The 20,391-nt window shown below is 68.6% G+C and carries 18 protein-coding genes; 11 read left to right on the top strand and 7 right to left on the bottom strand.

Annotated elements, in window-relative coordinates; translation table 11 throughout:
* The first annotated feature begins 212 nt into the window (after positions 1-212).
* The 5 genes from ACPXY0_RS15285 to ACPXY0_RS15265 all read left to right on the top strand — a co-directional run bounded on the left by ACPXY0_RS15285 (position 213) and on the right by ACPXY0_RS15265 (position 8,795).
* The gene (locus tag ACPXY0_RS15285; RefSeq protein ID WP_423926009.1) at positions 213-1,562 is read left to right on the top strand and encodes a sodium-dependent transporter; all 1,350 of its coding nucleotides are present in this window, start codon (positions 213-215) and stop codon (positions 1,560-1,562) included.
* 16 nt (positions 1,563-1,578) lie between these two features.
* Positions 1,579-2,664 carry a prephenate dehydrogenase/arogenate dehydrogenase family protein gene (locus ACPXY0_RS15280; protein ID WP_423926007.1) on the top strand — a complete coding sequence of 362 codons (1,086 nt, stop codon included), beginning with the start codon at positions 1,579-1,581 and terminating at the stop codon, positions 2,662-2,664.
* A gap of 159 nt (positions 2,665-2,823) precedes the next feature.
* On the top strand, positions 2,824-5,256 hold the full coding sequence (locus ACPXY0_RS15275; RefSeq protein ID WP_423926005.1) for a DUF1592 domain-containing protein: 2,433 nt from the start codon (positions 2,824-2,826) through the stop codon (positions 5,254-5,256).
* Positions 5,257-5,293: 37 nt separating this feature from the next.
* Complete coding sequence (locus tag ACPXY0_RS15270) at positions 5,294-6,694, top strand: DUF1552 domain-containing protein (RefSeq protein ID WP_423926003.1); 1,401 nt, start codon at positions 5,294-5,296, stop codon at positions 6,692-6,694.
* A gap of 28 nt (positions 6,695-6,722) precedes the next feature.
* Positions 6,723-8,795: an ankyrin repeat domain-containing protein gene (locus tag ACPXY0_RS15265; protein WP_423926001.1), complete on the top strand. Its 2,073-nt coding sequence runs from the start codon at positions 6,723-6,725 to the stop codon at positions 8,793-8,795.
* On the opposite strand, the gene ACPXY0_RS15260 is transcribed toward ACPXY0_RS15265, so the two are convergent.
* The 5 genes from ACPXY0_RS15260 to ACPXY0_RS15240 all read right to left on the bottom strand — a co-directional run bounded on the left by ACPXY0_RS15260 (position 8,792) and on the right by ACPXY0_RS15240 (position 12,898).
* Entirely contained in the window at positions 8,792-8,995 is a 204-nt protein-coding gene (locus ACPXY0_RS15260; RefSeq protein WP_423925999.1) for a hypothetical protein, read from the bottom strand. The genes ACPXY0_RS15265 and ACPXY0_RS15260 overlap by 4 nt on opposite strands.
* 250 nt (positions 8,996-9,245) lie before the next feature.
* Positions 9,246-9,644 (bottom strand): VOC family protein, encoded by a 399-nt coding sequence (locus ACPXY0_RS15255; protein WP_423925997.1) that lies wholly within the window; start codon positions 9,642-9,644, stop codon positions 9,246-9,248.
* 35 nt (positions 9,645-9,679) lie between these two features.
* Positions 9,680-11,086 (bottom strand): hypothetical protein, encoded by a 1,407-nt coding sequence (locus ACPXY0_RS15250; protein WP_423925995.1) that lies wholly within the window; start codon positions 11,084-11,086, stop codon positions 9,680-9,682.
* 58 nt (positions 11,087-11,144) lie between these two features.
* Positions 11,145-11,987 (bottom strand): hypothetical protein, encoded by an 843-nt coding sequence (locus tag ACPXY0_RS15245; RefSeq protein ID WP_423925993.1) that lies wholly within the window; start codon positions 11,985-11,987, stop codon positions 11,145-11,147.
* A complete protein-coding gene (locus ACPXY0_RS15240; protein WP_423925991.1) occupies positions 11,984-12,898 on the bottom strand; it encodes a creatininase family protein in 915 nt (304 codons plus the stop codon). The genes ACPXY0_RS15245 and ACPXY0_RS15240 overlap by 4 nt, the downstream gene beginning before the upstream one ends.
* 184 nt (positions 12,899-13,082) lie before the next feature.
* On the opposite strand from ACPXY0_RS15240, the gene ACPXY0_RS15235 reads away from it, so the two are divergent.
* Genes ACPXY0_RS15235 through ACPXY0_RS15215 form a run of 5 tightly spaced genes read left to right on the top strand, consistent with a single transcriptional unit; the run spans position 13,083 to position 18,280 of the window.
* Positions 13,083-14,078 carry an MBL fold metallo-hydrolase gene (locus ACPXY0_RS15235; RefSeq protein ID WP_423925989.1) on the top strand — a complete coding sequence of 332 codons (996 nt, stop codon included), beginning with the start codon at positions 13,083-13,085 and terminating at the stop codon, positions 14,076-14,078.
* Positions 14,075-16,201: an amidohydrolase family protein gene (locus ACPXY0_RS15230; RefSeq protein ID WP_423925987.1), complete on the top strand. Its 2,127-nt coding sequence runs from the start codon at positions 14,075-14,077 to the stop codon at positions 16,199-16,201. The genes ACPXY0_RS15235 and ACPXY0_RS15230 overlap by 4 nt, the downstream gene beginning before the upstream one ends.
* Positions 16,198-16,962 carry a cytochrome c biogenesis protein CcdA gene (locus ACPXY0_RS15225; RefSeq protein ID WP_423925985.1) on the top strand — a complete coding sequence of 255 codons (765 nt, stop codon included), beginning with the start codon at positions 16,198-16,200 and terminating at the stop codon, positions 16,960-16,962. The genes ACPXY0_RS15230 and ACPXY0_RS15225 overlap by 4 nt, the downstream gene beginning before the upstream one ends.
* Positions 16,959-17,516 (top strand): TlpA family protein disulfide reductase, encoded by a 558-nt coding sequence (locus ACPXY0_RS15220; RefSeq protein WP_423925983.1) that lies wholly within the window; start codon positions 16,959-16,961, stop codon positions 17,514-17,516. The genes ACPXY0_RS15225 and ACPXY0_RS15220 overlap by 4 nt, the downstream gene beginning before the upstream one ends.
* Positions 17,516-18,280 carry an energy transducer TonB gene (locus tag ACPXY0_RS15215; protein WP_423925981.1) on the top strand — a complete coding sequence of 255 codons (765 nt, stop codon included), beginning with the start codon at positions 17,516-17,518 and terminating at the stop codon, positions 18,278-18,280. The genes ACPXY0_RS15220 and ACPXY0_RS15215 overlap by 1 nt, the downstream gene beginning before the upstream one ends.
* Before the next feature lie 52 nt (positions 18,281-18,332).
* On the opposite strand, the gene ACPXY0_RS15210 is transcribed toward ACPXY0_RS15215, so the two are convergent.
* Both ACPXY0_RS15210 and ACPXY0_RS15205 read right to left on the bottom strand, forming a co-directional pair.
* Positions 18,333-18,677, bottom strand: a complete 345-nt coding sequence (locus ACPXY0_RS15210) for a peroxiredoxin family protein (RefSeq protein WP_423925979.1) — start codon at positions 18,675-18,677, stop codon at positions 18,333-18,335.
* A 9-nt stretch (positions 18,678-18,686) separates the two neighbouring features.
* Complete coding sequence (locus ACPXY0_RS15205; RefSeq protein WP_423925977.1) at positions 18,687-18,929, bottom strand: hypothetical protein; 243 nt, start codon at positions 18,927-18,929, stop codon at positions 18,687-18,689.
* A gap of 333 nt (positions 18,930-19,262) precedes the next feature.
* Here ACPXY0_RS15205 and ACPXY0_RS15200 point away from each other — a divergent pair, with 333 nt between their 5' ends.
* The gene (locus ACPXY0_RS15200; RefSeq protein ID WP_423925975.1) at positions 19,263-19,661 is read left to right on the top strand and encodes a VOC family protein; all 399 of its coding nucleotides are present in this window, start codon (positions 19,263-19,265) and stop codon (positions 19,659-19,661) included.
* Positions 19,662-20,391 lie beyond the last annotated feature (730 nt).

Raw genomic sequence — 20,391 nt, 5'->3', positions numbered from 1 at the left:
GCGAGGGCAAGACCAGCAGTCGGGCGTATCGCAACGGAACCGGTCACGTTGATCGATAGATGGAGATGCGGTAGGGGTCCGCAGTAGCTGAGGACGGGAGCTGACGACGCTGGTCTGCTTCGAGCCGACGTGCGGAGCTTGCGGCTGACGGCAGTGGTCGGCGACACTGAACGCTCCCGCCCCGCACGGACATCCGGCCGAGGATGCGCCACTTGAACCAGTCATCGGACCCTTCGAAATCCGCTCGCGAGCGCTTCGGCACGCGCGCCGGTTTCGTGCTCGCCGCGGTGGGGTCCGCGGTCGGGCTGGGGAACATGTGGCGCTTCCCGTATCAAACGGCGGAGGGCGGGGGCGCCGCCTTCCTCGTCGCCTACGTGTGCATGGCCTTCCTCATCGGCGTGCCGATGATGCTGGCGGAGTTCGCCGTGGGGCGGCGGGCCCGGCAGTCGGCGATCGGGGCGCTGCGGTCCGTCGGCGGCGGACGCTGGGCCGCGGTCGGGCTCCTCTTCCTGGTCACCTCGACCGTGATCTTCGCCTACTTGTCCGTGATCACGGGCTGGGCCCTCCGCTACGCCCTCGACGGACTGACGACCGGATTCCATGCCGACGCCGCGGCGCGATACGCGGCCATCGCGTCGGGACCCTCGGCGGTCGTGTTCCATCTCGTGTCGATCGGGGCCACGGTGGGGATCGTCGCGTTCGGGGTCCGCAGGGGGATCGAGCGGGCCAGCATGCTGCTCATGCCGCTCCTATTCATCCTCCTCATCGGTCTCGCCATCTGGGCCGCGACGCTCCCCGGGGCCGCGGAGGGATACCGGTTCTATCTCTCCCCGTCGCTGCATGAACTGCTGGATCCGGTCGTGCTGCAGGGCGCGGCCGCCCACGCCTTCTACTCGCTGAGCGTGGGGATGGGGATCATGGTCACCTATTCCTCGTACCTCTCCAAGAGCACGAACCTCGGCCGCGAAAGCGCCGTCATCGCCCTCTCGGACTTCTCCGTCGCCTTCGTGGCGGGGCTCGTCGTCTTCCCGATCGTGTTCGGGCTCGGGTTGTCGGAGGATGTCGGCGAGAGCACGCTGGGCGTCCTCTTCATCTCGCTCCCGACCGCGTTCGCGCAGATGGAGGCGCTGGGCCGGGTCGTGGGCACGCTGTTCTTCATCGCCGTGATCGTGGCGGCCATCACCTCCGCCGTATCGCTCCTCGAGGTGGCGACATCCATCCTCATCGACGAGCGAGGCTGGACGCGGCGCCGTGCGACGCTGACCTCGGGGCTCGTGGTGGCGGCGATCGGGATCGTGCCCGCGCTGTCGCTCGGGGCGCTCGGCATCATGGACCAGGTGGCGGCGGAACTCCTCACCGTGCTCGGCGTCCTCGCCATGGCGGTGATCGCGGGCTGGGTGATGAAGAACCCGGAGGCGGAACTCCGCGTTGGGGCTTCGCCCACCTTCGAGCGCCTGATCCCCGTGGCGCGATTCCTCATCCGCTACGTGTCTCCGCCACTGCTGGCGTACGTGAGCTGGATCGCGCTCCGCCAGACGATCCGCGTCATCGCGGGCGGATAGGGACCGGAAGCCACCGTTGTCGGACCTCGGTCACCTCAGGGATGAACTCGCGCGCATCGACCGTGAGCTGCTTGAATTGGTGGCCCGCCGGCAGAGGGTGTCCGCGAGCATCGGGGAGCGTAAGCGCGCCGCGCAGACGCCGACGCGCGACTACCGGCAGGAGAAGGTGGTCATCGAGCGCGCCCGGGCGGCCGCGCGCGACCTGGGGTTCTCGCCCCGGCTGGCCGAAGACCTCGTGCTCTCCCTGATCCGTTCCTCGCTCGCCGTGCAGGAGCGGGGCAGCGTCGCGGCGGCGGCGAGGGGCGGCGGCAAGCGGGCGCTCATCATCGGAGGTTCGGGCAAGATGGGCGGCTGGTTCGTCCGCTTCCTCTCCTCCCAGGGGTTCGAGGTGGAGACCGGCGACCCCGATGGGGGGGACCACGCGGACTGGGCCGAGACCGCGCTCGACCACGACCTCATCGTCGTGGCGACGCCCATGATCGCCGCGAACGCGATTCTCGAACGGCTGGCGGAGATCGGGCCGCCGGGTCTGGTGTTCGACATCGGATCGCTCAAGAGTCCGCTGCGATCCGGCCTCGCGGCGCTGGTGCGGGCCGGCGTCCGGGTCACCTCGGTGCACCCGATGTTCGGTCCGGACACCGAACTTCTCTCCGGCGAGCAGGTGATCTTCGTGGACGTGGGTTGCCGGGAGGCCACCGAGGAGGCCGAAGCGCTCTTCGCCTCGACGATGGCGACGCGGGTGCGGATGGATCTGGAGAGCCACGACCGCGTGATCGCCTTCGTCCTCGGCCTCTCCCACGCGCTCAACATCGCCTTCTTCACGGCGTTGGCGGGCTCCGGCGAGACGGCGCCCCGCCTCGCGGACGTGTCGAGCACGACGTTCGAGGCTCAGCTGGACGTGGCCCGCAGGCTGGCAGGCGAAAATCCGCACATGTACTTCGAGATCCAGTCGTTGAACGAGTACGGCGACATCGCGTTGCGGGAACTCGTGGAAGCCGCCGAACGGGTGCGGGAGACGGTCGAAGCCGGGGATGAGGGCGCCTTCGTGGCCCTGATGTCCGCCGGCCGCGATTACCTCGAGTCACGCGGCTCCCCGGAGTAGGGAACCCGGGCAGCCGGGCGCCCGACGCGGCTGGCGAATCGGCCGCCGGGAACTCTATCTTGCTCTGGCTGGGTGCGGGGGTGGGGTGGTGCGTCCAAACGCCGCGCCAGGTCGCGGTGTTTGCCCAGTAGGATTCGGGCGACAGCCGGTGAGGTCTTCATGAAGAAGTTTGCGATCGCGGCTCTGGGTACGGCGGCGCTGTATCTCGTCGTTACAGGCGAGGATGCGCCCCTGGGCGGTCCCTCGCACGCGCTCGCGGTCGCCCCCGCGCCCGACACCGTGGCGAACTCCGTCATCCAGACCGTATGCGTCCGCTGCCACAACGACACTCGCAGGGCCGGGAGCCTCTCGTTCCTCGAGTTCGACGCCACGCAGGCCCCGGCCAGCGCCGAGACCGCCGAGAAGATGATCCGGAAGCTCCGCGCCGGCATGATGCCGCCGCCCGGAATCCGGCGGCCCGATGAGGCCACGATGACGGCGATGGTCGAGGAACTCGAGACGCGGGTGGACGCGGCGGCCGGCGGGAACCCGAACCCGGGTACGCGGACCTTCCAGCGCTTGAACCGGCCCGAGTACCGGCGCGCGGTCCAGGATCTGCTGGACCTCGACATCGACCTCAGCGCGTTCCTGCCCACCGAGACGATCAGCGACAACTTCGACAACATCGCCGACGTGCAGATGATGTCCGCCACGCTCATGGAGGGTTACCTGCGGGCGGCGGGCGAGATCAGCCGCATGGCGATAGGGGACCCGGGTGCGGGCCCGCGCCAGGTCACCTACAAGGTGCCGAAGACGGCCTCCCAGGCGGTGCGGGCAGAGGGCGCGCCGTTCGGCACGCGGGGCGGGATCTCCGTCATCCACATCTTCCCGGCGGACGGCGAGTACGTGTTCAAGATGGACATGCACCCCGGCCCCACGGGTTTCCTGTACGGGATGACCGCGTCCGATGAGAAGATCGAGGTCTCGGTCAACGGCGGGCGCGTGGCGCTGCTCGACGTCGACCCGTTCATGTCGGAGTCCGACCCGCGGGGGATGGTGCTCGAGACCGAGCCGATCCACGTGCGGGCGGGCCCGCAGAGGGTGACGGCGGCCTTCCTCCTCAACGCGGAGGGCCCGGACAACGACCTCATCAAGCCGATCGACTACAAGCTGGCCGACTCGAACATCGGCAGCGCGTACGGCGTGACGACGCTCCCGCACCTGCGCGACTTCATCGTCACGGGTCCATTCACGGTCACAGGCGTCTCGGGGACGCCGAGCCGCAAGCGGGTCTTTTCGTGCCGTCCCACGGCGCCCGGAGAGGAGCGGCCCTGCGCGCGCGAGATCATCGCCACGCTCGCCGCCGCGGCCTATCGCCGCGCGCTGGAAGCGGACGACGTCGACGACCTGATGGTGTTCTTCGACCTCGGCGTCGAGGACGGCGGCTTCGAGGTCGGGGTTCGCACCGCGCTCCAGGCCATCCTCGCGAGCCCGCACTTCGTCTTCCGTCTCGAGGAAGTGCCGGCGGACGCGAAGCCCGGCGACGTTTATCGCCTGAGCGACATCAACCTCGCCACGCGGCTCTCCTACTTCCTCTGGGGCACGTACCCGGACGAAGAGTTGGTCGATTTGGCCGAAGCGGGCCGTCTCTCGGATCCGGCGGTCCTCGAAGCGCAGGCGCGGCGTCTCCTCGACGATCCGCGCTCGGGGGCCCTGGCCACGCGCTTCGCGTCGCAGTGGTTCCGCTTGCAGGATCTGGAGAAGATCCACCCGGATGCCCTTCTCTACCCGTATTGGGATCACCGCCTCGTTGAAGCGATGCTGCGGGAGACGGAACTCTTCTTCGAGCACCTCGTGCGCTCGGACGCGCCTTTCTTCGAGTTGCTGACCGCGGACTACACCTTCGCGAATGAACGGCTCGCGCGGCACTACGGCATTCCGGGCGTGACGGGCGAAGACTTCCGCCGGGTCGAGATCCCGGACGAAGCCCGCCGCGGCCTGCTGGGGCACGGGAGCATCCTCACCCTGACGTCGCACGCGGACCGTACGTCGGCGGTGTTGCGCGGCAAGTGGGTGATGGAGGTGCTGCTCGGCAGTCCGCCACCCCCGCCTCCGCCGGACGTGCCCGACCTGGAGGCGACGGACGAGGCGGAGGACGGAAGGTTCCTCACGGTGCGGGAGCGGATGGAGATGCACCGGTCGAACCCGGCCTGCCGGTCGTGTCATCGGGTGATCGATCCGATCGGCCTCGCGCTGGAGAACTTCGACGTGACCGGGGCGTGGCGGATCAAGGAACAGGGCCGCGCGGTGGACACGACGGGCGAACTCTACGACGGGACTCCGATCCGGAGCGCCGCGGACCTGCGAGCGGCGCTGCTTGTACGCGAGCACTCGCTCGTCCGGACCTTTATCGAGAACCTCATGGCGTACGCGCTGGGCCGGCGGATCGACTATTACGACATGCCCACGGTGCGGGAGATCGCGCGCGTGGCGAAGGCCGATGATTATCGGATGACGTCGTTCATCATGGAGGTCGTGAAGAGCGCGCCCTTCCAGATGAGCGCCGTGGAGATGGTGACCGAAGACGATATCGACGCGGATGGCCAGCGCTGACGGGCTGCCAGGCCAGAACAGATCAGGAGGAGTGAGCATGGACGTCATCACAGGCAAGCACATGTCCCGCCGCACCGCCCTCAAGGGGTTGGGTGCTACGGTGGCGCTGCCGTTCCTGGATGCGATGCTGCCGGCCGGCCGGCTGTGGGCTGCGACCCGGTCGTTGACCGACGTGAAGCGGTTTATCGGCATCGAGATGGTGCACGGCGCCGCCGGCTGTAACGAGTGGGGGGCCTCACAGTTCATGTGGTCGCCCGAGAAGGTGGGTCGCGATTTTGATCTCTCGCCGAGCAGCCTGAGTCCGCTCGAGCCCTGGCGCGACTACCTCACGATCGTCTCCAACACCGACATCGAGTCGGCGGAGGCGCGGACGGCGAAGGAGATCGGCGGCGACCACTTCCGGTCCAGCGCCGCGTTCCTCACGCAGACCCACCCGAAGCAGACCGAGGGCTCCGACGTGTTCGTGGGCACCTCGATGGATCAGTACTACGCGCAGCGCTTCGGGCAGGACACGCCGATCCCGTCCATGCAGCTCTGCATCGAGAACGTGGACCAAGCCGGCGGGTGCGCGTACGGATACGCCTGCGTGTACACGGACACGATCAGCTGGGCGTCGCCGACGGAGCCGCTTCCCATGATCCGCGACCCGCGGGCCGCGTTCGATCAGCTGTTCGGGGCCGGCGGGACGGCGGAGGACCGGGCCCGGCGGCGGCGCACCGACCGCAGCATCCTCGACTGGATCATGGCCGAGGTCACGGGCCTGAAGCGTGATCTGGGCGCCACGGACCAGCGGCGGCTCGACCAGTATCTCGACAACATTCGCGAGATCGAACGGCGCATCCAGCGCATCGAGGCGCACAACGCGAGCGGGGAGGTACGTGCGATCCCCGAGGCGCCACCCGGCGTGCCGGACGACTTCGCGGAACATGTGCACCTCATGTTCGACCTGCAGGCCATGGCCTTCCAGTCGGACCTGACGCGGGTGTTCTCGTTCAAGCTGGGCCGTGACGGATCCGGCCGCGTCTACCCGGGCAGTGGCATCGACTCGGCGTTCCACCCGGCCTCGCACCACGGCGGCCGCGAGGAACGCGTGACCGAGTACGCGCAGATCAACCGCTACCACGTCAGCATGCTGCCGTACCTGCTCGAGAAGCTGGCCAGCATCGAAGAGCCCGACGGGAACCTGCTCGACAAGACCATGATCCTGTACGGCTCGCCCATGGGAGACTCGAACCTGCACAATCACAAGCGTTGCCCGCTGTTCGTGGTGGGCGGGGCCGGCGGCGAACTCGAGGGCAACATGCACATCAAGGCGCCGGACGGGACGCCGATGGCCAACGTGATGCTGAGCCTGATGCACAAACTCGGCATGGACGACATTGAGCGCTTCGGCGACAGCACCGGCGACTTCTCATTCTCGGCGGTCTCGCAGGACTGAGCCGGAGGACGGGTCGGAGGACAGATCCATGTTGAAGAAATTCGGGAAGGCCGGCCTTCGGGCGAGCGTCCTCGTCGCGTTGGGCGCGACCACGCTGTGGGCCGCGACGGCGATGGACGCACCCGTCGCCGAGGCGGCGGCGCGAGGCGACATCGAGGCGGTGCGGACGCTCCTGCGGGACGGGGCCGATGTGAACGCGGCCCAGGGCGACGGCATGACCGCGCTCCACTGGGCGGCGCTGCGGGGCGACGCCGATATGGTGTCGGTGCTCATCTACGCCGGGGCCCGCGTCGCGTCGACGACGCGGCTGGGTGCCTACACGCCGCTGCACCTCGCGAGCCGGGACGGCCGCGCGGAGGCGGTCGCCCTCCTGCTCGACGCCGGCAGCGACCCGAACGGGGCGACGACGACCGGCGTCAGCCCCCTCCACTTCGCGGCCGCCGGAGGAGACGTGTCGGCGCTCACGAGTCTGCTGGAGGCCGGGGCGGAAATCGACGCGCGGGAGGAGGCAAACGGTCAGACCCCGCTCATCTTCGCGGCCGCGGCCGGCCGTCTCGAAGCGGCGCACGCGCTGATCGCGAACGGCGCGGACGTGTCGGTTCCGTCCCGCGTCGTGGACTTCGTCGAGAAGTCGCGCTACGACAGCGAGGCCCGCGGCCGGCGCCAGGACGTTCTGGCGGCGATCCGGAAGGCCGAAGCGGAAGCCCGCGGGGAAACTGTGGAGGTGGGTGCCGCGACCCGCACGGACACGCCCTCCGGGCAGGAACCGACCCGGCGGGAGGCCGCGGATCGGGCGAACCGGGATGGAACAGCCAAGGCCCCTGCGACGCAGGGTGCGGGTACTACGCCCGGCCAGGAGCCCGCGGCCGCCGCGCCCGACGAGACGCCGGCGGAGCAGCCCGAGGGCGCCCAGGGCGAGGATCCCCCCGAAGCGGCCGAAGAAGCCGAGGAGGCCGCGCCTGAAGAGGAGTCGGCCGAAGAAACCGAAGAGGAGGAAGCCGCCGAGGAGCCCGCGGAAGCCGAGGAGCCCGCGGAAGCCGAAGAGGCCGAGGAGAAGGAAGAAGAGACGAAACCCGCGCCTCGGCCGTTGGGCTACTCCGATATCGTCGGCAAGCAGGGCGGGATGACGGCGCTGCATTACGCGGTTCGCGAAGGCCATTTCGAGACCGTGAAGGCCCTCCTCGCGGCGGGCGCCGACATCGACGGGAGGACGGAGGGCGACGAGAGCACGCCGCTCGTCGTCGCCACCGTTAACGGGCACTACGACCTCGCCGCCTACCTGCTCGCGCAGGGCGCGGACCCGAACCTGGCCAGCGAGGACGGGGTCGCGCCGCTGTACGCGACGGTCGCCAACCGCTGGGCGCCCAAGGCTCTCTACCCGCAGCCCACCGCGTTCCGTCAGCAGGAACTCGACTACATGGAGCTGATGGAGATGCTCCTGGCCGCGGGGGCGGACCCGAACGCCCGCGTGAATACGCATATCTGGTATTCCGCGTACAACTTCGACCTGCTGGGGGTGAACTTCAGCGGGGCGGCGCCCTTCTGGCGGGCCGCGAAGGCGCTCGACATCCCGGCGATGCGCCTGCTGGTGGCGGCCGGGGCCGACCCCCACATGCCGTCCTCGAAGCCGCCCGAGCGCCAGCGCCGACGACGCCCCTCCGATGATGATGATGAAGAAGAGGAGGAGGAGGAGGATCCCAGCGGACTGCTTCCGGTCGAGGTCGGCGGACCGGGTATCCCGCCGCTCGTCGTGGCGGCAGGCTACGGCTACGGGCGCTCACGCACGGGAAATCAGCACCGTCACGCGCCGGGCAGCTGGCTGGCCACGGCGAAGTATCTCGTCGAGGAGTTGGGCGCGGACGTCAACGGCCGGGACTCCGACGGCTTCGGTGCGCTCCACTACGCCGCGGCGCGCGGCGACAACGAGCTTATCGAGTACCTGGTCAGCAAGGGCGCTGAGCCGCTGATCGTGGCTCGCTCCGGCCAGACGACGGTCGACATGGCGAACGGGCCGATCCAGCGCGTACAGCCGTTCTTTGAGACCATCGCCCTCCTCGAGGGCATGGGCGCGAAGAACAACAACAAATGCCTCAGCTGCTAAGGCCTCTTCGGCTCGACCCCGTCTTCCTCGCACCAGGCGAGGTATTCATCGATGGAGCGGCGAAACTCCCGGCGTAGCTGCGTCGTGTCCGTCGCCTCGAACGTCGCGATCGGATACGGGCCGCTGTTGTTGACTCGCCCGTGGAGGGTGTCGCTCGAATCATCGAACTCTAGCGCAGCCAGATATCCCCTGTATTCCATCATGGCTCCACCCCCGAGTCCGACCCGCGACCCAGAGCGCTCCACCACCTCGACGCCGTAGGCCTTGCAGCATCGTCTGAATGTCGTCCCACCGGAGATCCGGCGGCGTCGGATTCCGGTGGACGCGCGCCAAGGTCTTGCGGTGTTTGGTTCGCATGGGCGAGCAAAATAACCGAACAATGGTACCATGCAAAGTACCACACGGGGCACCGCAGCCGGATGAAGGCGAACCCCCTGGACCTGTTAGTCCCTACGCGACAATCCGTTGGGAGACGGAGATCGGGTAGCCGTCGGGGTCCCGGAGGGTGAACTCGATCGCGCGTGCGTTCGGGTTGAGGTGCGGTTCGTCGAGGAGGTCGGCTCCCATCGCCCGGGCGCGGTCGAACACGGCCTGCGCATCCTCCGTCCGGTAATAGAAGAGGACGCCCCGGCCCGGCGTCCCCCCCTCCGGATCCGTCATGCCGGGGTGGGCCTCAAACTCGCCGTGGTGGAGCATGAGTTCCAACCCGCCGTCCGGCCCCATGAGCATCTCGAACTCGTCGCCGCCGTGGCCGCTCGCGAAGCCGAACAGCTCCACGTACCAGGCTGAGCTCACCGCCACGTCACGCACGACGAGCATGGGCGTGAGGCCCGGACCAGTCGCGGCCATCGGCTTCGGTTTCCGGCCCGGCTTCGGGCGGCCGCCTACCGGCCCGAACTGTTGGTTTCCGCCTCGGCACCGCGCCGCGCTTCTTCCCGGGCGGCGACGAGCGTCTCGAATTCCGCGGGGTCGAGATAGGTCACGTCGACCCACAGGTGGGCCATCTCATCCACCGTCCGGTCGCCCCAGTCGACCCACTGCTCAGGGTCGGGGTTGTTCGGATTCTCCGGCGTGTTGTCGTGCCAGGCGGTGATGACGAGCGTGGTTCCCGCGGGGAGCAGGGGGGCGGCGTCGTCCTCGTAGATGTAGTTGATGTGCCAGTTCCACTGGAAGTTGTCGACCTGGTTGATCAACTCCTTCCGGCCGTCCGGGTAGATCGCTTCGAGTGACATCGCCTTGCCGCGCATGTGCATGTGCGGCTGGAAGTTCTCCAGACGCGCGGGCCAGCGCAGGGTGCGGAAATCCTGCGTGACGGCGACCTCGCCCGGGGGAATGTCCAGGCCGGTCGGCCCGCTGGCGTTGCAGAACATGAGCCGCGTGCGGTTTCGGGGCTCCTCCCCCTTAGGATAGAACCACACGCCGAGTTCGACGTAGCTGTCCTCGACCCGCTTGCCCATGGCGTGCATGTGTACTTCCCACCTGATCCGGGAGTCCGGCAGCATGATCTTGCCGGCGCCCTCGGGGAAGATCTCGCCGTCCTTGCCGACGGCCCATTCCATGAACAGACCGGCACCCCCCATCGCGCCTCCGCGCGTGCTCGCCTCGACGATCCCGGCGCTCATCGGGCTTTCCTCTTCGTCCTGCTGGAGGAACGCGAGGACGTGGTGCGTGATCGTGCGGGCGTCGTTGCCGGCGGGCTTGATCTCGATCGCCTTCACCCAGCGCGGCTCGGTGAGGCCGCTCGGCGTCACGGGCCGGAACCACTTGTCCATCGTCACCGCCTCCAGGGTGTAGGGCTCGGAAGCGATGACCAGATCGGGCTCTCCGAACTCGTCGATGAGCCGCCACTCGTTCGGGTCGGGGAACTCGGCGGGCGGCGGCAGGTCGGCCGGATCGCCCTCCACCCTCCCCCCGTCGATCCACGCGAGGATGGTCCCGATCTCGTCGCTCGACAGGCTGCGGTCGTTCCTGAACTCCTGGATCCCGACGGTCGGATCGAGGTGCCAGGGGGGCATGATGCGGTTCGAGACCTTGTCGCGGATCCCCGATGCCCAGCGGTATGCGTCCCGGTATGTGAGCAGCGGCATGGGGGCGATGGAGCCCTCCTGGTGACACTCCTGGCAGTTGGCCTGGAGGATGGGCATCACGTCGCGGTTGAACGTCACCTCCGCGTGCCCGTTCTCCTGCCCGTTCTCCTGCGCGTTTGCCGGGACCGCGGCGCTCAGGGCGCCGAGCGCCGCGCCGAACGCCAGGGCCGCTCGCGTGAGGGAGGCCGGTGTGTGGTGTCTCATCGTCGTGCTCCTCTGGTTCGGCTCATGCTCCTCGGTCGTCCGCCCCCGCCCCGGCGCGTCACGGGCTGACCGTGACACGCACGAACCCGTTGGTCCAACAGCACTGCGCGTGCCCCGCGGCAGCCACGCCCGACCCGTCGTTCGCGCGGACGCGCAGTATGTATTCTCCCGGCTCGCCGAAGGCGACCGTCGTCGACGCCTCGCCCCCGCTCGCCGGCACGCGGGCGGTCGGCTCGCCGAACTCCACGGCGCCGGGGCCCTGGTGTTTGAACCAGGTGAGGTTGACCGGTGACCCGGCCGGCGTCCCTGCCGTGAACGCGTTGCGTCCGACGCCGTCATCGCGCGCGAGGACCGTGACCGGGAATGGCTCCCCGGCCCGGGCGGAGAGCGGCTGTCCCCACACGCCCGCGGGTCCGGCACCCTTCGCGCCGTCGGCTTCGAAGCGGAGGACCGGCGGCGTGTTGCCGCCGCCGGCTTCGCCCTTGAGGGCGTCGATCTTCCAGTCCGTGTGGAGATGTCCGGGGACGCGGAACGTCTGGCCCCGCATCCTGAGCGTCCAGTAGACCTTCTCGTCGCCGAAGTCCGCCGGCACCCTGACCACGAAGACGCCGAAGTGGCGCCGCGGGGCGAAGTGGGTGGGCTGGCCTCCCTGGAAGTCCGCCGGTTCGATCAGGTTGTCGGGCCCGAGCGGGACCTCGACGGTCTCCTCGAAGTTGCGGTTCATGTATCCGAACGAGAGCGACAGCGTGCCGTCGGTGTTCTCGTACCAGCCCTCGTAGGCGGGGGTCACCGTCTGACCCCGGCCGCTGCGGTTTCCGAGCGGAACCTGCGCCGCGAGCGGCAGAGCCTCGGCGACGAGCGCCGCGAGGGCGACCGCCGCCAGCATGCGGGCAGGTCTCATCGGCCCGCTTCCGCCATGCCGGCCTCGATCGAGGCGCGGATCGCCTTAACGGTCTCCTCGACCCGGAAGCGGAGCAGCTTCTTGCCCGTGGCGATGGCTTCCTCCTTGGGGGCGATGGGGACGCCGTTGATGCTGGCCCTCCCCGCCGCGACACGCTCGTCGTAGCGCACCATGGCCGGGTCCTCCACCATCATGATCGCGGTGATCACGAAGTCATCGTGGAGCCCCTCGGGAGCCGTCTCGAAGATGCCGAGTTCGGTGTTCATCCACTCGTGGACATCGCGGTAGCGGTAGAATTCCGGGATGAAATGCGCCTGCGCGTCATGCCAACGCTCGTTCAGGCGCGCCGCGACCGCCTCCATGCCCGACTGGTTCCCGCCGCTGTCGCCGAACAGGATGACGTGCTCGAAGCCGTGCGCCCTGAGGCTCGAGGCCACGTCATCGAGCACCGCCTCGAACGTCTCCTGGCGGAGGCTGATCGTGCCCGGATACCGCATGTGGCTCGACGGCTCATCGATGTCGCCCTCGGGCACGAGCTTGATGATCGGCGCGCACAGCGCGTTCCCGAGTTCTCGGGCCACGCCCTCGCAGGCGCCCTGCAGCACGTAGTTGTGCTTGCCGGTGGCGAGATACGGGCCGTTCTGCTCGATCCCGCCCGTCGTGATGATCGCGGTGGTCTTCCCGGCCGCCATCGCGTCCCGGACCTCCATCCACGTCATCTCCTCGATCCACACGGTGTCGAACGCCTCGATCGGCCGCTCAGACACGAGATCTTCCTGCGTGCGGCGCTCGCGCTCCTCGGCCATCCGTGCGCGCTCATCGGCCGTCATGTTCCGCTGCTGGCCCGCCAGCGTCGACGCCGAGACGGCGAACAGCGCGAGCAGGGGAAGGATCGATCGGGACTTTCTCATGGGACACCTCGTTTCCGCGAGCATGGCAAGACGACTCCAACCCCCAACGCTAGCATATCCCGCGCCCCCCGGACCAGCCCGGCCGGCGTGTACTGAGTACCGATGAAGGCGTGAAGGTCTGGCGGGCGCGGTCCCCAATGGGAGAAGATTCGAACCAGGTTCTCTCGTTCACGGAGGTACGGCGATGGTTCGGCGGTCTTCTCCTCGGGTTGTTTGGCTTGCTCTCCCGCTCCTCGTCGCCTGCGGGGCGCCCGGCGACACCCCCTCGGACGCGGCGGTCGCCCAGGCCGAGGCGGCGGGGCCTGAAACGTCCGACCCGTACGAACACGGGTACACGGACGACGATTATCCGCGCGTGATCGAAGTCGCGGAGGCCGTCTACGCGTACGAGCAGATCCACCCGACGGGGGGCGAGATCATCACGACGGTGAGCCTCATCGTCGTCACGCCGGAAGGAGTGCTCGTCGCGGACGGGCAGGAGAACGTGGAGGAGACCCAGCGCCTCGTCGACACGATTGCCGGTCTGACCGACCAGCCGATCACGCATGTCGTCGTCGCCTCCGATCATGGGGACCACACGGGCGGGAACTCCGCCTTCCCCTCGGGAGCGCGCTTCCTCGCGCACCCCACGTCCGCGGCGATCCTGGAGGCGAGCGCGGCCAACCCGCATCGGCCCGCGGATGCGCCGTCGGTCGTCGTCCCGACGGACATCGTGGGTGAGGATACGGTGCTCGAACTTGGCGGCCGCGAGATCCATCTCCTTCACCTCGGCCGCGCCCACACGGGCGGGGATCTCGTCGTGTACGTGCCCGAGGGGAAGGTGCTGTTCATGAGCGAGACGTACCTGAAGCACATCTTCCCGGCCATGCGGTCCGCGTATCCCTCGGAGTGGGTGGCGATGCTGGACCGCTCGCTGGAGATGGACGTGGACGTGTACGTGCCGGGGCACGGGGTGATGGAGTCGCCGGCGATCCTCGAGGCGGGGCTGGTGTCGTTCCGGGACGCGGTGCAGCGGGTCGTGGAGGAGGCGACGCGGTTCCACGGCGAAGGGCTCAGTGCCGAGGCGGCGGCCGAGGCGGCGACCTTCGGCGACATCGAGCGCTGGTCGCTGCGGGACAGCCAGAAACCGCGCGCGATCCAGCGCGTGTACATGGAACTGAACGGAGAGCTGCCGGGATGAGCGCTTTCAGCGGGCGAACAGGGCGGAAGGTCGGGCTCGCCGCGGTGGTGGCGAGCCTGGCGTTCGGCGTCGGCGCGGTTCACGCGCAGTCACACGTGACAGTGGACATCGGGGCCCGGGATCCGGCGATCTCGCCGAACGGGTCGACGGTCGCCGTCTCCATCCTCGGGAAGATCTGGCTCCTCCCGGTAGAGGGGGGCGCCGCGCGCCAGCTCACGAGCGGGGCGTCGTGGGACACGCGGCCGGCGTGGTCACCGGACGGCCGCTTCCTCGCCTACGCGGCGAGGAGTCTCGAGGGGGCGGACCTCCTCGTCCGCAACATGGCGACGGGGGGCGTCCGCTACCTCCACCGGGTGCCGTCGTCGATCGGACACATGGAGTTCGATCCGGAGGGGGACCGGCTCTACTTCGTGGACGACCGCTCCCAGTACGACGCGCACGTGTGGCGCATCCCGCTGGCGGGCGGGGAGGCGGAGCAGCTCACGCACACGCAGAACTGGCACGAGTGGTCGTTCGCCCTCTCGCCGGACGGGAGCCGGCTCCTCGTCGAGACGGGGCGCTTCGACGGGACGGATCTGTACGAGCTCGACATCGAGGAGATGTCGCTCGCGCGGCTCACGGACACGCCCGAGCGGGAGATGGCCGCCGCGTGGAGCCCGGACGGATCGCGCCGGGCGCACGTCGCCACGCACAACGGCGTCGACCACATCATCGTGACGGACATGAGCGGCGAAGGGGCCGAGCCGCGCCGTTTGCACACGAGCCCGTTCGACCAGAAGCAGCTCGCCTTCCACCCGTCCGGCGACTGGCTGCTCGTGCTCGGCGGGCGTCGGCTGCACCGGCTCGACCTCGGGACCGGCGAGATGAGCGGGATTCCGTTCGAGGCCCGGTTCGAGGTCGCCGATGCCCCGGCGGACGACCTGCTGATCACGAACGTGCGTCTGTTCGACGGCACGGGCGACGAGGCGGTCTCCGCGGCGGCGGTGCTCGTCCAGGATGGGAGGATCACGGAGGTACGGATGGGGGAGGATGCCGGGCTCCCCGACGTCGGTGCCGGCACGCCGGTCATCGAGGGGGGCGGGCGCATGCTCCTGCCGGGCCTCATGGACAACCACCGTCACTTCTGGCAGCCCCTCTCCGGCTCGGATCTGCTCGCGGCGGGGATCACCGCGATCCGCGACCCCGGCTCGGCGATCCAGGACGCGATGGACTTCAAGGATGCGGTGCGGCTGGGCGTGCTCGCGGGTCCGGACGTGTACACCGCCGGCCCGCTTATCGACGCTTCGGCGGGCTACCACCCCATGGTGGACGTGAGCATCGACGACCCCGCGGCCGCCCCCGCGCTGGTCCGGGCGCTCAAGGCGCAGGGGGTCGACCTGCTCAAGGCGTACTTCCTCCTCGACCCCGACGTCCTCGCCGCGGTGGTGGCGGAGGCGCGCGTCCAGGGGCTTCCGGTCACGGGCCACATCGGCGTCCGCACGAGCTGGCGGCAAGCGATCGAAGCCGGGATCTCCGGGTTCAACCACATTCGGGTGTGGCGCGATTTCCTGCCTCCGGAGATCCAGGCGGACGGCCGGGACATGTCGCTCGACGGGAGCCGGAACCCTGTCGGCCGCATGCAGGCCGACTGGAGTCAGATCGATCCCGCGAGCCCCGAGGTGATGTCGCTGCTGGAACTCATGGCGGAAACGGGTACGGCGATGGACCCCACCCTCTTCATCCAGGAGATCGATGACGGCGACCGCTCACGCTTCTCGCTCGACCAGTTCCACACGGCCCGGCAGGCGTACGAGCGCATGGGTGAGTTCGTGCGCCGCGCGGTCGAGATCGGAGTGCCGCTGCTCGCGGGCACGGACAACGTGAGCCTGTTCGACGAACTCGAGGCGTATGCCGCCGCCGATGTGCCGAACGCCGCCATCCTGCGGGCCGCGACATCGAACGGCGCGCGCTGGCTCGGGAAGGAGGACGACTTCGGTACGGTGCGGCCGGGGCGCCGCGCGCACCTCATCCTCGTGGACGGCGACCCGCTGGCCGACATCGCCGACCTGCGGAAGATCGATCTCGTCGTGAAGGACGGCGTGATCGTCTTCGGCGGTCCACCCGCTGAGCCGCTGGTCCCGTGACCGCCTCGGCCGTGACGGGCGCCATCGAGACCGTCGCCCTCGCGGTGCTCCAGGTGGAGCCGGCGGGCGGCCTCCTCCCGGCGCTCTCCGACAACCCGTTCGTCGCGCTCGGCGCGCTGTTCGCGGCGGGCGTGATCACGAGCACGAACCCGTGCGTCTGGCCGATGATCCCGATCACGTTCTCGGTCATCTCGGGCACTGCGGGCGAGGATCAGCCACGAAAGCGCACGGTCGCCCTCACGCTGACCTACGCTCTGGGGTTGGCGCTCCTCTATTCGCTGCTGGGCGTCATCGCCGGGCTCAGCGGCACCGTGCTCGGCTCGATCGGGGCGAGCTTCTGGGCGCTGTTCGCGACCGGAAACCTCCTCCTCCTCTTCTCCCTGTTCATGCTCGACGTGTTTCCGGTACCGGTCCCGAAGCGGCTTCTGGCGTGGGCCGGCAGTCGCGGCGGCGGGTCCTACCGGGCCGTGTTCGTGCTCGGCGCGACCTCGGGCATAGTGGCCGCGCCGTGCGGTGCGCCCGCCTTCGCCGTCGTGCTGACCTGGGTCGTCGCCGAACAGGCCGGCCTCATGGGGTTCGTATACCTGTTCACCTTCTCCATCGGCATGACCGCCGTACTCATCGCGGTGGGTCTCTTCTCGGGGACGGTCGCGGTGCTGCCGAAGTCGGGAACGTGGATGATCTGGATGAAGCGGGCCGCGGCCGTCATCATGATCGGGATGGCGCAGTTCTACCTGATCCGGGCGGGATACTTCCTGTGAGCGCGAAGAATCTGAAGCATCCGAACATGACGCGCCGGACGCGTCACACCGTGGTAGCCTTGGCGGGGCTCGCGTGGCTCGCGGGCTCGGGTCCGCTGAGCGCGCAGGCCGGGGAGGGGCAGGTCAGCCTGCCGATGGGGACGGAGGCGCCGGACGCCGCGCTCCAGGACCTGGACGGCAACGACGTCCAACTCCTCGACTATGCCGACGGCAAGCCCACCCTCATCGAGTTCTGGGCCTCGTGGTGCGAGCAGTGCGAGGCGCTGCAGCCGGAGATCGACCAGGTGCAGGCCGACTTCGGGGAGCAGGTGAACGTCGTCGCGGTGGCGGTTGCCGTCGCGCAGTCGCTGCGCCGCGTTAGGCGGCACGCGGAGACGCACGGGGCGGAGTACCCCTACCTGTGGGACGCGTCGGGCGACGCGGTGCGGGCCTATTCCGCGACGACGACCTCGATCGTCGTCATCCTCGACGCGGAGGGGAAGGTGGCCTATACCGGCGTCGGCCCCGACCAGGATCTCGTCGGCGCCGTGAGCGGCCTTCTGTCGGGGGAATGATGCGGCCGGAACCACGCTGGCGCCTCCTCATGGCCGGAGCCACGGGCCTGGCCCTCGTCTCGTGCGCCGCGAACCCGGCGGCCCAAGTCGGTCCCGGGTCCTCGGACCCACCAGAGGTCCCCCCCACATTCGACACGGCACCGGTCCTCGCGAACGAGGCAGAAGTCTCGATGGAACTGCGGCAGGCCTACCCGCCCGAACTGCACGCGACCGGGATCGGAGGCAGAGTCGAGGTCTGGGTACGCGTCGACACGGCGGGCAACGGATGGACCCGACACGTCAGGAACTCCAGCGGCCACGACGCGCTGGATTGCGCCGCGATGCAGGTGGGGAGCGCGATGCAATTCGATCCTGCGATGGACACGGGCAAGCCAACCGCCGCCTGGATCACCCAGTGGGTGGAATTCGAGCCTGATCCGGCGCATCCTCCGCCGCCGGACCGGCCGCGCTGCGAGCCCTTCGACACGGACCCGGTTCAGGTAAACCCGAGCGACGTCACCAAATGGCTGGAGTGGTTCTATCCCAAGGATCTTCAAGCCAGGGGTGTGGGCGGCCGAGTCACCCTCTGGTTGTTCGTTGACGAATCCGGCAAGGTCACAAAACATGAGGTGAGGGGGTCGAGCGGCTTTGAAGCGCTCGACCGAGCTGCCAGCAATGTCGCCAGGATGTTGCGCTTGGCCCCGGCGAAGGCCCTGGGGATACCCACGGGGGTCTGGGTCCAGCAGGGGTTCACGTTCAGGGTGGATCCTCCGACCGCCGGCTGAATCCCGGCCTGCTCGCGCCATCGCCTGACACGAGCAGGACCGGAGATGTGTCCTATGGGTCCGCGGGCTCGGGGGTCACCTCGTCGATGATGGCGGCGAGTTCGTCGTAGGCGGCGGGGTCGACCTGATTGAAGGCCGGGATCACGCCGGCCACGCGGCCGTCCGGTCCCACGACGATCACGGCGCGGCTGTCCACCGCGTTGTTGTCTCTCAACCCTCCGCCGAAGGCGACGTACGTGCCCCCGTCGTTGTCCGCGTCGCTGCCGAACAGGAAGGGGAAATCCTCATCCTTCAGCCATGACGCGAGTTCGTCGACCGGGTCGTTCGAGATGCCGACGAGGACGACGTTGCGGCCCTCGTTGAACAGACTTGCGTACTGATCACGGTACGCTCTCATCTGAACCGTTCAGCCACGCGTTCTGACCCGGAAGAAGAAGGCCAGGACGACCGTTTCCCCGCGGTAGTCGCTGAGCTGGATCGGGTCCTCCAGGGCACCGTACCGCGTCGCGCCCGGGAGCGCGAAGTCCGGTGCCATTTCGCCCACGGCGAGGAGTTGCGAATCCTGCGCGCTCACAGGGGCCGCGTCCCCGATGGCGAGCGTTCCGGCCAGACCCAGCGCGAGGCCGGCGGCCAGGACAAGTCTCCGCATGTCTCGGTCCTTTCATAGGGGTGGTAGCTCATGCCGAAGGGTGGCGAGCCCCCCGCTGTCGCGCCAGAGGCTCCGGCGCCAGAGCCCCCGGCGACCGAGCCTCCGGTGACCGAGCCCGGGGCCGGTGCCTCCAAGCTTGCCCGGTCCCGTCCGGTTCCGGCACCTTGAACTCGGAGGCTGCCCGAGATCCTTCCCCCGCCTTCAAGGAGACGTTCCCATGTCCCGCCAGTCCCGAAGCCGCCCGCGAGGAGGCGCGCCGCGCCGCAGAGGCCCAGACGAACAACTCGAACCACTAGCCGGCAGCGGGAAACCGGGCGCCGGAGGTCCCGACCGATGGCCGCGGCCGGTCAGGGCCTCACGCCCATGCTCGTCGTCCGTGACGTGGCGGCGAGCTCAGCCTGGTACGTCGAACTCTTCGGCTTGGTGAGCGGACGCGGCGGCCATCACTTCGAGCGGCTCCTGGGGCAGGACGGAAGCGTCGAACTGATGCTGCACCACCGTGAGTTCAAGGCCCACCCGGGAATGACGGATCCATGCGACGGCACACCGGGCCGCGGCGTCCTTCTCTATTTCCACACCGAGGATGCGCAGGCCGTGTTCGAGCGCGCCCGCACCATGGAAGCCGACTGTCTGGACGAACCGCACGTGAACCCGAACGCCCGCTCGATCGAGTTCACCCTCCGGGACCCCGACGGCTACCCGATCTCCGTCTCCCAGCGGTTCCCTGCATGAGCTAACGGCCGACTCCACTTGGGTTTGCAAAGGAGAGTATGTATTTGAGTTGACGGGCAACACTAACCTTGGCGACCGAACAACCAGCCTACAGCCGCCGCAAGAATCATCCAACAAAGTCTAGCTGCTATAGCTATTCGACCGCCGGGCAGTTTCTCGACTCCCGGCACGCTCGCGTTATTCGTGTCACAATTGGAGACCCCGGATCGTACGGCGATCCGAGGCACCTCCGAATATCTCGAAGTACGGCATCTGAAAGAACTGAAACACTTGAAGGTGTGGCCGGCCGGTCGTTGCCCGCGTCGCTCGTGTCGTAGCAACCTGCAGCCGCTGCTTGATAAGAGGCCTCGGGGACGCGTGACCCGGCCACCAAACCGACCTGACCGGTTTGCATAAAGGGGCCGACCCATCGTTCTCGTCGCTCGCCCGCCGTTGTCGTCCCAAATATATCGATTCCGTCTCTTTCCTAAGGCTCTCCCACTGTGTACAAGTCAGTAATCACGTGACACCGGGCCTCGCCGAGGTCAGCGCTTCAGGGGTGGGGGCTTCACGTCTTTCTTGGCTTACTTCTTGCGACGCCGGGGCTTCCGGATCCCATTCTGAAGACCTGATACGACGTTTGCCCCTTCATGCCGTCACCGCCGTGCAGACGGTTCCGGCTGCGGGTATCGACGTAGACGTCCGGATCCCTCGGCATCTCCGCCACGGCACCGAGCCAGGTGGCCCGCCC

It is taken from the genome of Candidatus Palauibacter sp. (genome assembly GCF_965237495.1).
GTDB lineage: Bacteria > Gemmatimonadota > Gemmatimonadetes > Palauibacterales > Palauibacteraceae > Palauibacter.
This window is presented reverse-complemented; position numbering and strand designations above follow the sequence as displayed.

Excerpts from the sequence above, each read along its gene's own strand:
- ACPXY0_RS15245 (WP_423925993.1), bottom strand. The coding sequence starts at position 11,987 with ATGAGACCTGCCCGCATGCTGGCGGCGGTCGCCCTCGCGGCGCTCGTC.
- ACPXY0_RS15230 (WP_423925987.1), top strand. The coding sequence starts at position 14,075 with ATGAGCGCTTTCAGCGGGCGAACAGGGCGGAAGGTCGGGCTCGCCGCG.
- ACPXY0_RS15275 (WP_423926005.1), top strand. The coding sequence starts at position 2,824 with ATGAAGAAGTTTGCGATCGCGGCTCTGGGTACGGCGGCGCTGTATCTC.
- ACPXY0_RS15205 (WP_423925977.1), bottom strand. The coding sequence starts at position 18,929 with ATGCGGAGACTTGTCCTGGCCGCCGGCCTCGCGCTGGGTCTGGCCGGA.
- ACPXY0_RS15215 (WP_423925981.1), top strand. The coding sequence starts at position 17,516 with ATGCGGCCGGAACCACGCTGGCGCCTCCTCATGGCCGGAGCCACGGGC.
- ACPXY0_RS15255 (WP_423925997.1), bottom strand. The coding sequence starts at position 9,644 with ATGGCCGCGACTGGTCCGGGCCTCACGCCCATGCTCGTCGTGCGTGAC.
- ACPXY0_RS15265 (WP_423926001.1), top strand. The coding sequence starts at position 6,723 with ATGTTGAAGAAATTCGGGAAGGCCGGCCTTCGGGCGAGCGTCCTCGTC.
- ACPXY0_RS15235 (WP_423925989.1), top strand. The coding sequence starts at position 13,083 with ATGGTTCGGCGGTCTTCTCCTCGGGTTGTTTGGCTTGCTCTCCCGCTC.
- ACPXY0_RS15210 (WP_423925979.1), bottom strand. The coding sequence starts at position 18,677 with ATGAGAGCGTACCGTGATCAGTACGCAAGTCTGTTCAACGAGGGCCGC.
- ACPXY0_RS15250 (WP_423925995.1), bottom strand. The coding sequence starts at position 11,086 with ATGAGACACCACACACCGGCCTCCCTCACGCGAGCGGCCCTGGCGTTC.
- ACPXY0_RS15270 (WP_423926003.1), top strand. The coding sequence starts at position 5,294 with ATGGACGTCATCACAGGCAAGCACATGTCCCGCCGCACCGCCCTCAAG.
- ACPXY0_RS15240 (WP_423925991.1), bottom strand. The coding sequence starts at position 12,898 with ATGAGAAAGTCCCGATCGATCCTTCCCCTGCTCGCGCTGTTCGCCGTC.
- ACPXY0_RS15260 (WP_423925999.1), bottom strand. The coding sequence starts at position 8,995 with ATGGAATACAGGGGATATCTGGCTGCGCTAGAGTTCGATGATTCGAGC.
- ACPXY0_RS15200 (WP_423925975.1), top strand. The coding sequence starts at position 19,263 with ATGGCCGCGGCCGGTCAGGGCCTCACGCCCATGCTCGTCGTCCGTGAC.